The organism is Streptomyces sp. NPDC005141, from assembly GCF_053599975.1.
Window position 1 is genome coordinate 21,455 of record NZ_JBSFYW010000076.1, and the last position, 12,662, is coordinate 34,116.

Consider the following 12,662-nt stretch of genomic DNA (forward strand, 5'->3'; position numbering starts at 1 on the left):
ATACGCGGCAGCCGCCGCTCCTGACAGGAGCGGCGGCTGACACAGATGAAGAGATTCCGGGGAATCAGGCCTCGGCGGCCGCGTCGCCCGCGGCGTCACCCTCGGCGGCCGGCTCCTCGGCCTGCGCCGACAGGACCTGGATGACGACCGCGTCCTCGTCGATCGCCAGCGTGGTGCCCTTGGGGAGCTTGATGTCCTTGGCGTGGATGGAGGCGCCGGCCTCCAGGCCCGCGATGGAGACGGTGACCGACTCCGGGATGTGGGTGGCCTCGGCCTCGACCGTCAGGGTGTTCAGCACGTTCTCGACGAGGAAGCTGCCCGGGGCCAGCTCGCCCTCGGTCTGCACGAAGACCTCGACGGTGACCTTCTCGCCGCGCTTCACGAGGAGCAGGTCGACGTGCTCGAGGTTGCCCCTGATGGCGTCACGCTGGACGGCCTTCGGGATCGCCAGCTCGGTCTTGCCCTCGATGTCCAGGGTGAGCAGGACGTTCGGGGTACGCAGGGCGAGCTGCAGCTCGTGGCCCGGCAGCGTGATGTGAACCGGCTCGGTGCCGTGGCCGTAGACGACCGCGGGAACCTTGCTCTCACGGCGGATGCGGCGGGCGGCGCCCTTGCCGAACTCGTTGCGGGTCTCGGCGGCGAGCTTGACCTCGGACATGTTCACTCCTCGTAGATCTGGGGAAAGAGGTCACCCGGCCAAACCATCGGCCTGCTACGAAGAGCGCGTCGATAACGGACCGCCGCACAAAAAAGTGCGGCCTCCCTCGCCGAGCAACTCCAGGAGTCTACTCGGAGGGGAGGCCACACCCAAAAGGATCTCTACTGCTCCTCGAACAGGCTCGTCACCGAGCCGTCCTCGAAGACCTCACGCACCGCGTTCGCGATGGTCGGCGCGATCGACAGCACCGTGATCTTGTCGAGCTCCAGTTCGCCCGGAGTCGGCAGGGTGTCCGTGAAGATGAACTCGCTGACCTTGGAGTTCTTCAGACGGTCGGCCGCCGGACCGGAGAGCACACCGTGCGTGGCCGTCACGATGACGTCCTCCGCGCCGTGCGCGAACAGCGCGTCGGCGGCGGCGCAGATGGTGCCACCGGTGTCGATCATGTCGTCGACGAGCACACAGACGCGGCCCTTCACGTCACCGACCACCTCGTGGACGGTGACCTTGTTGGCGACGTCCTTGTCGCGGCGCTTGTGCACGATCGCCAGCGGAGCGTCGAGACGGTCGCACCAGCGGTCGGCCACACGCACCCGGCCGGCGTCGGGGGAGACGACCGTGAGCTTGGACTTGTCGACCTTGGCGCCCACGTAGTCGGCGAGGATCGGCAGCGCGAACAGGTGGTCCACCGGTCCGTCGAAGAAGCCCTGGATCTGGTCCGTGTGCAGATCGACCGTGAGGATGCGGTCCGCACCGGCCGTCGCCATCAGGTCCGCGATCAGACGCGCCGAGATCGGTTCACGTCCACGGTGCTTCTTGTCCTGACGGGCGTAACCGTAGAAGGGCACGATCACCGTGATGCTCCGCGCGGAGGCCCGCTTCAGAGCGTCGATCATGATCAGCTGTTCCATGATCCACTTGTTGATGGGGGCCGTGTGGCTCTGCATCAGGAAGCAGTCGGCGCCGCGGGCGGACTCCTGGTAGCGGATGTAGATCTCGCCGTTCGCGAAGTCGAAGGCCTTCGTCGGGACGACCCCGACACCCAGCTTGTGGGCGACCTCCTCGGCAAGCTCGGGGTGGGCGCGGCCGGAGAAGAACATCATCTTCTTCTCGCCGGTCGTCTTGATCCCGGTCACAGCACTGTCTCCTCAGAGGTCTTCTCAGTGGGCGGAGAGGTCTTCTCAGCTGGGTTGCGAGAGGCCTTCTCAGCTGGGGTGCGGGTGTGCACTTATCACGGTACGCCGTCCCAGACGTGCCGCTTTCCGGTCAGCCTTCGCTTTCCGTCCCCCGGGAAGCCGTCTCCGCGGCCTTCGCCGCCGCGCTTCCCGGACGCTTGCGAGCCACCCAGCCCTCGATATTCCTTTGCTGGCCTCGGGCCACGGCCAGCGAACCGGGCGGCACGTCCTTGGTGATGACCGAGCCCGCCGCGGTGTACGCGCCGTCCCCGACCGTGACAGGAGCCACAAACATGTTGTCCGAACCCGTACGGCAGTGCGAGCCGATCGTCGTGTGGTGCTTGTCCTGCCCGTCGTAGTTCACGAAGACACTCGCGGCACCGATGTTCGAGTACTCGCCGATCGTCGCGTCCCCCACGTACGACAGGTGCGGGATCTTCGTGCCCTCGCCGATCGACGAGTTCTTCGTCTCGACGTACGTACCGACCTTGGCCTTCGGGCCGATCCGCGTCCCCGGACGGAGATACGCGTACGGCCCCACGGTCGCCCGCGGACCCACCTCGGCGCTGACGGCCACCGTGTTGTCGATCCGGGCGCCGGCCCCCACCCGGGTGTCCTTCAGACGGCAGTTGGGCCCCACCTCGGCGCCCTCGGCGAGATGCGTGGCGCCCTGCAGCTGCGTCCCGGGGTGCACGATCGCGTCTTGCTCGAAGGTGACCGTCACGTCGACCCAGGTCGTCGCCGGGTCGATGACGCTGACGCCGGCCAGCATGGCCCCGGTGAGCAGCCTGTCGTTCAGGATGCGGCGCGCCTCGGCGAGCTGCACACGGTTGTTGATGCCGGCGATCTCGCGGTGGTCGGCGGCGACGGCGGCGCCGACGCGGTGCCCGGCCTCGCGCAGGATGCCGAGGACGTCCGTCAGGTACTCCTCGCCCTGGCTGTTGTCCGTGCGGACCTTGCCGAGCGCGTCCGCGAGCAGCTGCCCGTCGAAGGCGAAGACACCCGAGTTGATCTCACGGATCGCGCGCTGTGAATCGCTCGCGTCCTTGTGCTCGACGATCGCGGTGACCGCGCCGCTGGCGCCGTCCCGCACGATGCGGCCGTAACCGGTGGCGTCGGGGACCTCGGCGGTCAGCACGGTGACGGCGTTGCCGTCGGCTGCGTGGGTCGAGGCGAGCGCGCGCAGGGTCTCGCCGCTGAGCAGGGGGGTGTCGCCGCAGACCACCACGACGGTGCCGTCCACACGGTCGCCGAGCTCCTCGAGGCCCATCCGTACGGCGTGCCCGGTGCCGTTCTGCTCGGCCTGTACCGCGGTCCGGACGCCCGGGTCGATGTCCGCGAGGTGCGCGACGACCTGCTCGCGGGCGTGCCCCACGACCACGACCAGGTTCGCGGGGTCCAACTCGCGAGCGGCGGCGAGTACATGACCGACGAGGGAGCGTCCGCAGATGTCGTGCAGGACCTTGGGTGTGGCCGATTTCATACGGGTGCCCTCACCCGCTGCGAGAACGACGACGGCTGCCGGGCGATTGGCGCTCACGGGGTATGCCCTTCGGCTTCGGATGCTGGGGTGTGGACATCCGCAGGATACCGGGGCGAATCAGGAGGGACATGAGAGTGGGCCCTGACAGTGCTGTCAGGGCCCGTCCTCTGGAGGCTCCCGGGGAAGGAATCGAACCCTCATTCAATGGACCAAAACCATTTGTCCTGCCATTAGACGACCCGGGATGGTCTACGCGCTATGTCCGATTTGACCCATCGGCTTCGCGTGCGGACAACACTATGCCGTACCACCAGCCTTCAATGCGACGGTACAAGTCGGCGCCGCCGCGCACGCCGACTCGAAGGCAGCCGTGGTAACCCTCCTTGGTGTTCTTGCGGTTCGTCCTTGGATTGTGCTTCTTGAGGAGGTCGGCCGTCTCGATGTCGACGTGCTTCGCCCGGAACCCCTCGGCGGCTGTCACGTCGGCGGTCTCATGGATGTGCACCGCGAACCGAAGGTGTTCCCGCTCGACGCCGAGCAGGTGCAGTCAGGCCAGGAAGACGGTGATCATGTCCGGGTCGCTGTTCACGAAGACGACGCGCTCCTGTCGGCGGTAGGGCTTGCTCTTGGATCCCTCGGCCCAATAGAGGCCCACGCCTACGAGGAAGAGCTCTCGGTCGGTCATGGCACCGACTTCCTCGGCCGCGAGATGCTTGGTCTGCCGACGCTCCTCCTCCTGCCCGTGCAGCGTGGCCTCCCAGCCGCGCTTTGCGATCGCCGAAGCCTCCTCCCGGGTCCGCTTCTTCCGCTCCGGCCTCGGCAGATCCCGTACCCACAGTGAGATCGAGCTCTTCGAGCAGCCCAGTTCGATCTGGATCCGGTCGTACGTCCACCCCTGGACGCGTAGCTCGTGGGCCCTGTCGCGGAGATCGTCCTTCGCTCGTGGGCGCCTGGTCCAGTCCGGGGGCGGCTCGCCCTGGAGAAGACGGTTGAGGATGTCGTTGTTGTAGATGTGCAGTCGGTCGCGGATCTGGCGGCGGCTGAGTCCCGCCCGGCGCAGGGTCACCGCTTGTTCTCGCAAGGTCCCGAAATCCGCGTACTTGCTCGATGAATGTGCCATAGGCATACCGTCCGGCCGGAATGTGGGCTTCCGGGGTCGAACGGTGATCGATTCAGCAGTTCGAGGTATATCGGCAGGTTTCGCTTCTGTTCGAGGGTGGGGTGTGGTGTAGGCCAGTAGGCAAAACTCACCGGAAATGGACCGGGGGCGACCGTAGGCTGGAGTCATGACCACGACGGGGGAAGAGCACACCGCGGCCGGGACCGGGCCGTGGTGGTGGGTCGGATGGCGAAGCGCGGTGCTGGACGCGGGGCTCGCTCTGGCGTCCGCGGTGGAGTGCGGCGGCGAAGGAGTCCGGTTCGCGCACGACGCGGGACTGCCCGTTCCGGTGGGCGTCGGTTTCGGGGTGATCGCCGGGTCCGTGCTCCTGGTGCGGCGGAAGTGGCCGATCGCGGTCGTCCTGGTGTCCATCGCGATCACGCCCGCCCAGATGGGCTACCTGATGGGACTCGTCGGGCTGTACACGCTCGCCGCGTCCGAGCTGCCGCGGCGCATCATCGGGGCGCTGGCGGGGATGTCCTTCGCCGGCATGCTGATCGTCACGTTCGTCCGGGCGCACCAGGGTGTGGTGCGCGGGGATGTGCCGATGGGGGACTGGCTGGTCCCGTTCGCCTCCATCACGACGGCGATCGGGATGACCGCGCCGCCGGTGCTGCTCGGGTTGTACATGGGGGCGCGGCGGCGGCTGATGGAGAGCCTGCGGGAGCGGGCGGACTCGCTGGAGCGGGAGTTGCAGCTGCTCGCGGAGCGGGCGGAGGAGCGGGCGGAGTGGGCGCGGAACGAGGAGCGCACCCGGATCGCGCGCGAGATGCATGACGTCGTCGCGCATCGGGTCTCCCTGATGGTCGTGCACGCGGCGGCCCTTCAGGCGATCGCCCGTAAGGATCCCGAGAAGGCCGTGAAGAACGCGGCGCTGGTGGGGGACATGGGGCGCCAGGCGCTCACGGAGCTGCGGGAGATGCTGGGCGTGCTGCGTACGGGGGACGGGCTTGGCGCGCGGGTTCCGTCGGTGCCGCTTGCGGCGGTGGGGGCGGCCGCGGCCGCCGCGGCGTCGCGGGCCGCGGGCGATTTCGGGGCCGGTGAGGGGCCGTGTCTGGCGGAGATCGATGAGCTGATCGGGCAGTCGGCCGCCGCGGGGATGGTCGTGGATCTGTCGGTCGAGGGGGATACGCGTGCGTACGCCCAGGAGGTCGAGCAGACCGCTTACCGGGTGGTGCAGGAGGCGTTGACGAACGTCCACAAGCACGCGGCGGGGGCGAAGACGTACGTCCGGGTGGCGCATCGGGTGTCCGAGATCGCGATGCAGGTGGAGAACGAGTGTCCGCCGGAGGTGGGGGCGGGGTCGTCGGTGCGGTTGCCCAGTGGGGGGAACGGGTTGCTGGGGATGAAGGAGCGGGTGGCTGCGTTGGGGGGCGTGTTCGTGTCGGGGCCCACGGACGCGGGTGGGTTTCGGGTGTCGGCGGTGATACCGGCGTAGCCGTCCGGGGTTCCCGGGTGGCTTCGCGGGCGGGGGCCTCGGCGGTTCCCGGGTGTGGGTGCGGGTTCGGTGGGTGGGTCGGGGCCGTGCCGGTACATCCCGGTCCGTCGCCGCTGGATCAGACGTGGGCTACCTGTGCGAACTGCTGCTCGATCCGAACGTAAGCGACGGACATTGGGATGTACCGGCACGGCCCCTCCCGTGCGCTGCCGACTGCGGGTGATTCGTGGCTGCGCGCGGCCCCGGCACGCTTTTCACTGCGGGTGCAAGATCCAGCCCCTCCGGCGTTTGAGGAGCGGGGTCCGGGGCGGAGCCCCAGGGGGCCGGCAATCATGCGGGGGCCATGTGAACGCCGGATTCCGGGGAGCCTGGTTGGCCGCCGGACGGCGCACGTACGATTTCCGTTGGTGCGGTGGAAGGGGCCGGTATGGCTGGGGAAGCGCGGGAGCGGCTGCTGGGGGAGCTGGCGGTCGTGTCGCGGCGGTACATGGCCTCGTACGCGTTGTTCAACCAGGCCCTCGCCGACCATGTCGGGCTGCATCCGACGGATGTGCAGTGCGTGAATCTGCTCAGCCTGGAGGCGGGGCCGGTGACCACCGGGCGGATCGCCGAGATGACGGGGCTGACGACCGGGTCGGCCACGCGGCTGGTGGACCGGCTGGAGAAGGCGGGCTATGTCGTGCGGGAGCGCGATGTGGTGGACCGGCGGCGGGTGCTGGTGGCGACCGTGCCGGAGAAGATCGCCGAGTTCGGCCGGATGTGGGAGCGGCTGGGCGGCGGCTGGTACGGCCTGTTCGACGGGCTCGACGACGATGAAGTCGCCCTGATCATCGGGCACATGCGGCGCACGGTCGACTTCAGTGCCGGGCAGGTCGCGCGGTTGCGGTCCGGGGAGTTTCAGGCGGCCTCGGACGAGGCGTCGTAGCGCTCGCGTGCCTCGACGACCTCCTCGATGTGGTGCTCCGCCCAGTCCTTGACGGCGGTGAGCAGGCAGCTCAGATTGCCGCCCAGCGGCGTGAGTTCGTAGTCGACGCGGACCGGGACGGACGGGGTGACCGTGCGGGAGACGATGCCGTCGCGCTCCAGTGAACGCAGCGTCTGCGTCAGCATCTTGGGGCTGACGCCGGCGATCTTGCGGCCGAGGTCGCTGTAGCGCATCGGTCCGCCCGTGCCGGCGAGCGCGCTCACGATCAGGCTGACCCACTTGTCGCTGATGCGGTCCAGGAGCTGGTTGGTGGGGCAGCTCTTGATGAACGCGTCGTACTCGACACGGGCCTGTTGGCGCCGCTGGGCCGCTGTCGTGGTCGCCATGACTCACCTCCGGGTGACGTACGCACCTTCAGGTGCCTACTTACCAATGGATAGTAACTCTTCCTAGGGTTGTTGCATCGGGAAAGAGACCCGTGGATGACCTACTGATGGGGTGAGCTGGGATGCGTGCAGCGGTTGTGACGTCGTTCGGTGGTCCGGAAGCCGTCGAGATCGTCGAGGTCGCCGTGCCGGAGCCGGGGGCCCGGCAGGTGCGGATCAAGGTGGCGGCCGCGGGGGTCAATCCCGTGGACGCCGGGGTGCGTTCGGGTGTCTTCGGGGGCGCGGGGAAGCGGCTGGGGCTCGGCTGGGACGTGGCCGGTGTCGTGGACGCGGTCGGGGTCGCCTCGGGATGGAGTGTGGGCGACGAGGTGGTGGCGCTGGCCTACGGGACCGCCAAGCCCCTCGGCACGCACGCCGATCACGTGGTGGTCGACACCGGCGCGGTGGCCGCGGCGCCCCGCTCGGTCGACGCGGTGCACGCGGCGAGCCTGCCGCTCAACGCCCTGACCGCGGCCCAGGCACTCGACGCGCTGGAGCTGGAGCCGGGCCGGAAGCTGCTGGTCACCGGGGCCGCGGGGGCGGTCGGCGGGTACGCCGTGCAGCTCGCCGCCCGGCTCGGCGTGCACGTGACCGCGCTGGCCCGGCAGGGCGACGAGGAGCTCGTACGGTCCCTCGGTGCCGACCGGTTCGTCTCGGGCGCGGTGGCTCCGGGGAGCGTGGACGCGGTGCTGGACGCGGCGATCCTCGGCGCGGACGCATTGGAGTGGGTGCGGGACGGAGGTGCCTTCGTGGGAGTCATCCCGGGGGCCCACCCGGCGTCCGTGCGCGGAGTGCGGACCGGTGCCGTGGAGGTCGCCGCCGACGGGGCCCGGCTCGCGGAGCTGGTGGCGCTCGTCGACGAGGGGGTGCTGACGACCCGGGTCGCCGAGACATACGCGCTCGACGAGGTCGTCAAGGCGCACGCGCGGCTCGCGGGGGGCGGGCTGCGGGGCCGGCTGGTCCTCGTTCCCTAGTGGTGCTGTTCGTCCGGTGCCTTGAGCGGCAGCAGGCGTACGAGGGGACAGCACAGGAGGGTGATGGCCGCGACGACGGTGAGGCTCACGGTGGTGGCGTGGGTCTCGCCGCCGCCGGTCCGGAAGTAGACGCTGGTGACGGCGGCGGCTCCGATCGCGTTGGCGAGCTGCTGGACCGCGCCGAGCGAGCCGCCCGCGCTTCCGGCCTCCTCGGGCGCGATGTCGCCGATGGTGACGTCGTAGAGCGAGCCGAAGCAGGCGCCCATGCCCAGACCGATGACGAGCAGCGGGGGGACCAGGGCCCAGCTTCCGGTGTCCGTGCCGGAGACGGCGACCAGGGTGAGGAGGTGGGCGGTCCCGGCGAGCGTGACAAGGAAGCCGATGAGGACGAGGCGACGGCCCAGGCGGGCGATCAGGCGGTAGCAGGCGATCGAGGCGATGACGATGCCCGCCGACAGGGGCATCAGGGCGACGGCGGCAGCCGCGGGGGAGCGGCCGAGTCCTTGCTGGAGGAAGAGGGAGACGACGTAGAGGAGGCCGGCGACCGCGGCGAAGAAGACGATGCCGAGGAGCAGTCCCGAGGTGAAGCCGCGGTTGTGCAGGAGGGACGGCCGGATCAGGGGGCTGGGCGCGGTGCGCTGGCGGTGGCAGAACGCGGCGAAGAGCGCGAGGCCGGCGACCAGGAGGAGGACGGGGAGTGCGGTCCAGCCGTGGGCCGAGCCCTGGATGAGGCCGGTGAGCACGGCGAGCATGGTGGCGCCGAGGAGTGCGGAACCGGGGGCGTCGACGGTGGTCGCGCGGTCGCCGGTGTCGCGGGGGAGGAGCCGGGCGGCGGCGAGGAGCGCGGCGCCGCCGAGAGCGATGTTGATGAGGAACATCGAGCGCCAGCCGAGGCCGGCCAGGTCGGCGTCGATGAGGAGTCCGGCGAGGATCGGGCCGCCGACGGCGGACAGGCCCATCACCGGTCCGAACAGGCTGTACGCCTTGCCGATCTCGTTCCGTGGCCAGGTCGCGCCGAGAATGCCGAAGCCCTGCGGAATGACGAGCGCGCCGAAGGCGCCCTGGGCGAGGCGGGCGGCGACGAGGGTTTCCGGCGTCGGTGCGAGGCCGCAGGCGACCGAGGCAGCGGTGAAGCCGGCGAGGCCGGTCAGGAAGAGCCGGCGGCGGCCGTACTTGTCGCCGAGCCGTCCGCCGAGGACGAGCAGGACGCCGAGCGCGAGGGCGTAGGACGCGCCGAGCCACTGGATGAGGGCGGTGCCACCGCCGAGGTCGTGGGCGATGGTCGGGGCGGCGATGTTCGTGATGGTGCCGTCGAGGAGATCCAGGACGTCGGCGGCGAGGACGACGCCGAGGATCGCCCAGCGGGTGCGGGCGGGCGGATGAGGAGGCGGGTGCCCGGATTCATGTGTGTCATGCAGTGTCTGTGTCACGCAGATAAATGTCGGGCATGAGGTGCGGCCCCGTCAAGTGTTTTGCCGGAGAGGTGGTGGGTGCGGGGGCCGCGAGGGGTCAGGAAGGCTGGTGGCCGCTCGCGTAGGCCGCCGGGGGGACTCCGACCGTCGCCGTGAAGTCCCGGACCAGGTGGGCCTGGTCGGCGTAGCCGAGGTCGGCGGCGAGGGCGGCCCAGTTCACCGCCTCGGAGGTCTCGGCGCGCTCCAGGGCTTCGTGGATGCGGTAGCGCAGGATGATCCACTTCGGGCCGACGCCGACGTACGCGGAGAAGAGGCGTTGCAGGGCGCGGACCGTCAGGCCCTGTGCCTCGGCGAACTCGCCGACGTGGCGGATCGTGCGGTCGGTGCGGATGCGGTCGACCAGGGCCGTCGCGAGGCCGGCCTGCGGGTCCGGCCGCGGGTCCAGGTCCAGGAGGAAGGTGTCGAGGGCGGCCACCCGGGCCCGCTCGTCGTCCGGGTCGAGGACGCCGGCGACGGCGCTCCCGGAGCCGGGGAGGACCTCCGGGAGGCGGAGCCGCTGCCCGGTGAGGGACGACAGGGGGCGGCTGGGCGCGAAGGGGCGGAAGCCGCCCGGGCGGAACTGGATCCCGCACACCCTGCCGCGCCCCTCCAGTTTCTGGGTGAACAGGTCGAGTCCGATGCCGGCGACCTCGCCGAAGGGGTCCTGTCCCGTGTACCGCTGGAAGACGATGTTGACCGAGGGGTGGGGGACCACGTGCGAGGCGTACGGCTGGGTGAGGTCCCAGTCGATCAGCCAGTAGTGCTCCAGGTAGGGGCGCAGTGGCTCGGCGGGCTCGTGGCGGCGGAAGCGGACGCGCGCGAAGAGTTCCGCGGCGTCGACGATGCCTCGGGTGTCACGGCGTGGGGCGGCCATGGGGGGATCGTAGGGCGGGGTGCTGACAGTCGCGGAATACCTGGGGCGGGGTGATGGTTCGAAGGATATAGTTGAACAATCAACAACATGGAGAGTGAGCGACCATGCAGTTCGGGATCTTCAGCGTCGGCGATGTGACTCCGGACCCGACCACGGGCCGGGAGCCGAGCGAGCACGAGCGCATCAAGGCCATGGTCGCCATTGCGCAGAAGGCGGAAGAGGTCGGCCTCGACGTCTTCGCGACCGGCGAGCACCACAACCCGCCGTTCGTGCCGTCGTCCCCGACGACCATGCTCGGCTTCATCGCCGCGCGGACCGAGAAGCTCGTCCTGTCCACGTCCACGACGCTCATCACCACCAACGACCCGGTGAAGATCGCCGAGGACTACGCGATGCTCCAGCACCTCGCGGACGGCCGCGTCGACCTGATGATGGGCCGCGGCAACACCGGGCCTGTCTACCCCTGGTTCGGCAAGGACATCCGGGAGGGCATCAACCTCGCCGTCGAGAACTACGCCCTGCTGCACCGCCTGTGGCGCGAGGACGTGGTGACGTGGGAGGGCAAGTTCCGTACGCCGCTCCAGTCGTTCACCGCGACGCCGCGCCCGCTGGACGGTGTCCCGCCGTTCGTCTGGCACGGCTCCATCCGCTCGCCGGAGATCGCCGAGCAGGCCGCGTACTACGGCGACGGCTTCTTCCACAACAACATCTTCTGGCCCGCCGACCACACCAAGCGGATGGTCGAGCTCTACCGCGAGCGGTACGCGCACTACGGGCACGGCACGGCCGAGCAGGCGATCGTCGGCCTCGGCGGCCAGATCTTCATGCGGCCCAACTCGCAGGACGCCGTACGGGAGTTCCGGCCGTACTTCGACAACGCGCCGGTCTACGGCCACGGGCCCTCGCTGGAGGACTTCACCGAGCAGACCCCGCTGACCGTCGGCTCGCCGCAGCAGGTCATCGAGAAGACGCTGGCGTTCCGCGACTACGCCGGTGACTACCAGCGCCAGCTGTTCCTGATGGACCACGCCGGGCTGCCGCTCAAGACCGTCCTGGAGCAGCTCGACCTCCTCGGCGAGCAGGTCGTACCGGTGCTGCGCGAGGAGTTCGCCAAGGGGCGGCCGGCCGATGTGCCGGACGCGCCGACCCACGCGGCCCGGGTGGCCGCCGCCAAGGAAGAGGTGACCGTCGCATGAAGCTCGTCGTCGTCTCGGCGGGGCTGAGCGTTCCGTCGTCCACGCGGCTGCTGGCCGACCGGCTGGCGGCGGCGACCGCCGGCCGGGTGTCCGGCACGGTGGACCTGCGGGTCGTCGAACTGCGCGACCTCGCCGTCGAGATCGCGCACAACCTCACCAACGGCTTTCCCGGGCGGGCGCTGTCCGCCGCGATCGACGACGTGACCTCGGCGGACGGACTGATCGTCGTCACGCCGGTGTTCTCCGCCTCGTACAGCGGACTGTTCAAGTCCTTCTTCGACGTGCTCGACAAGGACGTGCTGGCGGGCAAGCCCGTGCTGATCGCGGCGACCGGGGGGACCGGGCGGCACTCGCTGGTCCTCGAACACGCGCTGCGTCCGCTGTTCGCGTATCTGCGGGCGGTGATCGTGCCGACCGGGGTGTACGCCGCTTCGGAGGACTGGGGAGCGGAGGGGCTTGCCGAGCGGATCGAGCGGGCGGCCGGGGAACTGGCGGCGCTGATGTCCGCCCTGACGGGTCGGCCGGCGTCCAGTTCTTCGGCCCCGGCCTCGGCGCCGTCCGAGTCCGTGGCCGGCGTCCAGGCCCCGGCGCCGTCCGAGTCCCGGAGTGATGCCCCGGCCCGGGTGGCGTCCGACGTGCCTGCCCAGGCGGCCAGGTCGCTTCGCCAGGACGGCTTCCGGGTCGTCCCCTTCGAGGAGCAGCTCGCGGCGCTGCGGGGGTAGCGGGTTTTCGCCCCCTCCGCCCCTACCCGTCCCGTACCTGGGGCTCCGCCCCAGACCCCGCTCCTCAAACGCCGGAGGGGCTGGATCTTGCGCGGGAGGGGCCGTGCCGGTACATCCCTGATGTCCGTCGCTTACGTTCGGATCGAGCAGCGGCTCGCGTCCAGACTCACGTCTGATCCAGC

11 protein-coding genes, 1 tRNA gene and 1 pseudogene are annotated in these 12,662 nt (G+C 70.0%); 5 read left to right on the plus strand and 8 right to left on the minus strand.

All coding sequences use genetic code 11. The features are described 5' to 3' along the window. Nucleotides 1-64 precede the first annotated feature (64 nt). The 5 genes and pseudogenes from ACWD68_RS36695 to ACWD68_RS36715 all read right to left on the minus strand — a co-directional run bounded on the left by ACWD68_RS36695 (nucleotide 65) and on the right by ACWD68_RS36715 (nucleotide 4,436). The gene (locus ACWD68_RS36695) at nucleotides 65-658 is read right to left on the minus strand and encodes a 50S ribosomal protein L25/general stress protein Ctc (RefSeq protein ID WP_451810795.1); all 594 of its coding nucleotides are present in this window, start codon (nucleotides 656-658) and stop codon (nucleotides 65-67) included. Nucleotides 659-819: 161 nt separating this feature from the next. After that, the gene (locus ACWD68_RS36700; RefSeq protein WP_451810796.1) at nucleotides 820-1,794 is read right to left on the minus strand and encodes a ribose-phosphate diphosphokinase; all 975 of its coding nucleotides are present in this window, start codon (nucleotides 1,792-1,794) and stop codon (nucleotides 820-822) included. A gap of 130 nt (nucleotides 1,795-1,924) precedes the next feature. Beyond that, entirely contained in the window at nucleotides 1,925-3,373 is a 1,449-nt protein-coding gene (gene glmU / locus ACWD68_RS36705; RefSeq protein WP_451810797.1) for a bifunctional UDP-N-acetylglucosamine diphosphorylase/glucosamine-1-phosphate N-acetyltransferase GlmU, read from the minus strand. Between the two features lie 117 nt (nucleotides 3,374-3,490). Next, nucleotides 3,491-3,561, minus strand: a tRNA-Gln gene (locus ACWD68_RS36710). An 11-nt stretch (nucleotides 3,562-3,572) separates the two neighbouring features. Continuing rightward, nucleotides 3,573-4,436: pseudogene (locus ACWD68_RS36715) on the minus strand (hypothetical protein). Nucleotides 4,437-4,602: 166 nt separating this feature from the next. On the opposite strand from ACWD68_RS36715, the gene ACWD68_RS36720 reads away from it, so the two are divergent. Together ACWD68_RS36720 and ACWD68_RS36725 are read left to right on the plus strand one after the other, a co-directional pair. Beyond that, on the plus strand, nucleotides 4,603-5,913 hold the full coding sequence (locus tag ACWD68_RS36720) for a sensor histidine kinase (protein WP_451810798.1): 1,311 nt from the start codon (nucleotides 4,603-4,605) through the stop codon (nucleotides 5,911-5,913). 427 nt (nucleotides 5,914-6,340) lie between these two features. Beyond that, entirely contained in the window at nucleotides 6,341-6,838 is a 498-nt protein-coding gene (locus ACWD68_RS36725; protein WP_451810799.1) for a MarR family winged helix-turn-helix transcriptional regulator, read from the plus strand. On the opposite strand, the gene ACWD68_RS36730 is transcribed toward ACWD68_RS36725, so the two are convergent. Next, on the minus strand, nucleotides 6,811-7,224 hold the full coding sequence (locus ACWD68_RS36730; RefSeq protein WP_451810800.1) for a winged helix-turn-helix transcriptional regulator: 414 nt from the start codon (nucleotides 7,222-7,224) through the stop codon (nucleotides 6,811-6,813). The two genes, ACWD68_RS36725 and ACWD68_RS36730, sit on opposite strands and share 28 nt — an antisense overlap. A 122-nt stretch (nucleotides 7,225-7,346) precedes the next feature. Here ACWD68_RS36730 and ACWD68_RS36735 point away from each other — a divergent pair, with 122 nt between their 5' ends. Continuing rightward, on the plus strand, nucleotides 7,347-8,237 hold the full coding sequence (locus ACWD68_RS36735; RefSeq protein WP_451810801.1) for an NADP-dependent oxidoreductase: 891 nt from the start codon (nucleotides 7,347-7,349) through the stop codon (nucleotides 8,235-8,237). Here ACWD68_RS36735 and ACWD68_RS36740 read toward each other — a convergent pair. Together ACWD68_RS36740 and ACWD68_RS36745 are read right to left on the minus strand one after the other, a co-directional pair. Then, a complete protein-coding gene (locus tag ACWD68_RS36740; protein WP_451810802.1) occupies nucleotides 8,234-9,667 on the minus strand; it encodes an MFS transporter in 1,434 nt (477 codons plus the stop codon). The two genes, ACWD68_RS36735 and ACWD68_RS36740, sit on opposite strands and share 4 nt — an antisense overlap. A 79-nt stretch (nucleotides 9,668-9,746) precedes the next feature. Continuing rightward, nucleotides 9,747-10,562 carry a DUF6597 domain-containing transcriptional factor gene (locus ACWD68_RS36745; protein WP_451810803.1) on the minus strand — a complete coding sequence of 272 codons (816 nt, stop codon included), beginning with the start codon at nucleotides 10,560-10,562 and terminating at the stop codon, nucleotides 9,747-9,749. Nucleotides 10,563-10,666: 104 nt separating this feature from the next. On the opposite strand from ACWD68_RS36745, the gene ACWD68_RS36750 reads away from it, so the two are divergent. Both ACWD68_RS36750 and ACWD68_RS36755 read left to right on the plus strand, forming a co-directional pair. After that, a complete protein-coding gene (locus ACWD68_RS36750; RefSeq protein WP_451810804.1) occupies nucleotides 10,667-11,758 on the plus strand; it encodes an LLM class flavin-dependent oxidoreductase in 1,092 nt (363 codons plus the stop codon). Beyond that, complete coding sequence (locus tag ACWD68_RS36755; RefSeq protein WP_451810805.1) at nucleotides 11,755-12,480, plus strand: FMN reductase; 726 nt, start codon at nucleotides 11,755-11,757, stop codon at nucleotides 12,478-12,480. The genes ACWD68_RS36750 and ACWD68_RS36755 overlap by 4 nt, the downstream gene beginning before the upstream one ends. Nucleotides 12,481-12,662 lie beyond the last annotated feature (182 nt).

Coding starts and splice junctions, on each gene's coding strand:
- ACWD68_RS36755 (WP_451810805.1), top strand. CDS start 11,755: ATGAAGCTCGTCGTCGTCTCGGCGGGGCTGAGCGTTCCGTCGTCCACG.
- ACWD68_RS36720 (WP_451810798.1), top strand. CDS start 4,603: ATGACCACGACGGGGGAAGAGCACACCGCGGCCGGGACCGGGCCGTGG.
- ACWD68_RS36735 (WP_451810801.1), top strand. CDS start 7,347: ATGCGTGCAGCGGTTGTGACGTCGTTCGGTGGTCCGGAAGCCGTCGAG.
- ACWD68_RS36750 (WP_451810804.1), top strand. CDS start 10,667: ATGCAGTTCGGGATCTTCAGCGTCGGCGATGTGACTCCGGACCCGACC.
- ACWD68_RS36725 (WP_451810799.1), top strand. CDS start 6,341: ATGGCTGGGGAAGCGCGGGAGCGGCTGCTGGGGGAGCTGGCGGTCGTG.
- ACWD68_RS36695 (WP_451810795.1), bottom strand. CDS start 658: ATGTCCGAGGTCAAGCTCGCCGCCGAGACCCGCAACGAGTTCGGCAAG.
- ACWD68_RS36730 (WP_451810800.1), bottom strand. CDS start 7,224: ATGGCGACCACGACAGCGGCCCAGCGGCGCCAACAGGCCCGTGTCGAG.
- ACWD68_RS36745 (WP_451810803.1), bottom strand. CDS start 10,562: ATGGCCGCCCCACGCCGTGACACCCGAGGCATCGTCGACGCCGCGGAA.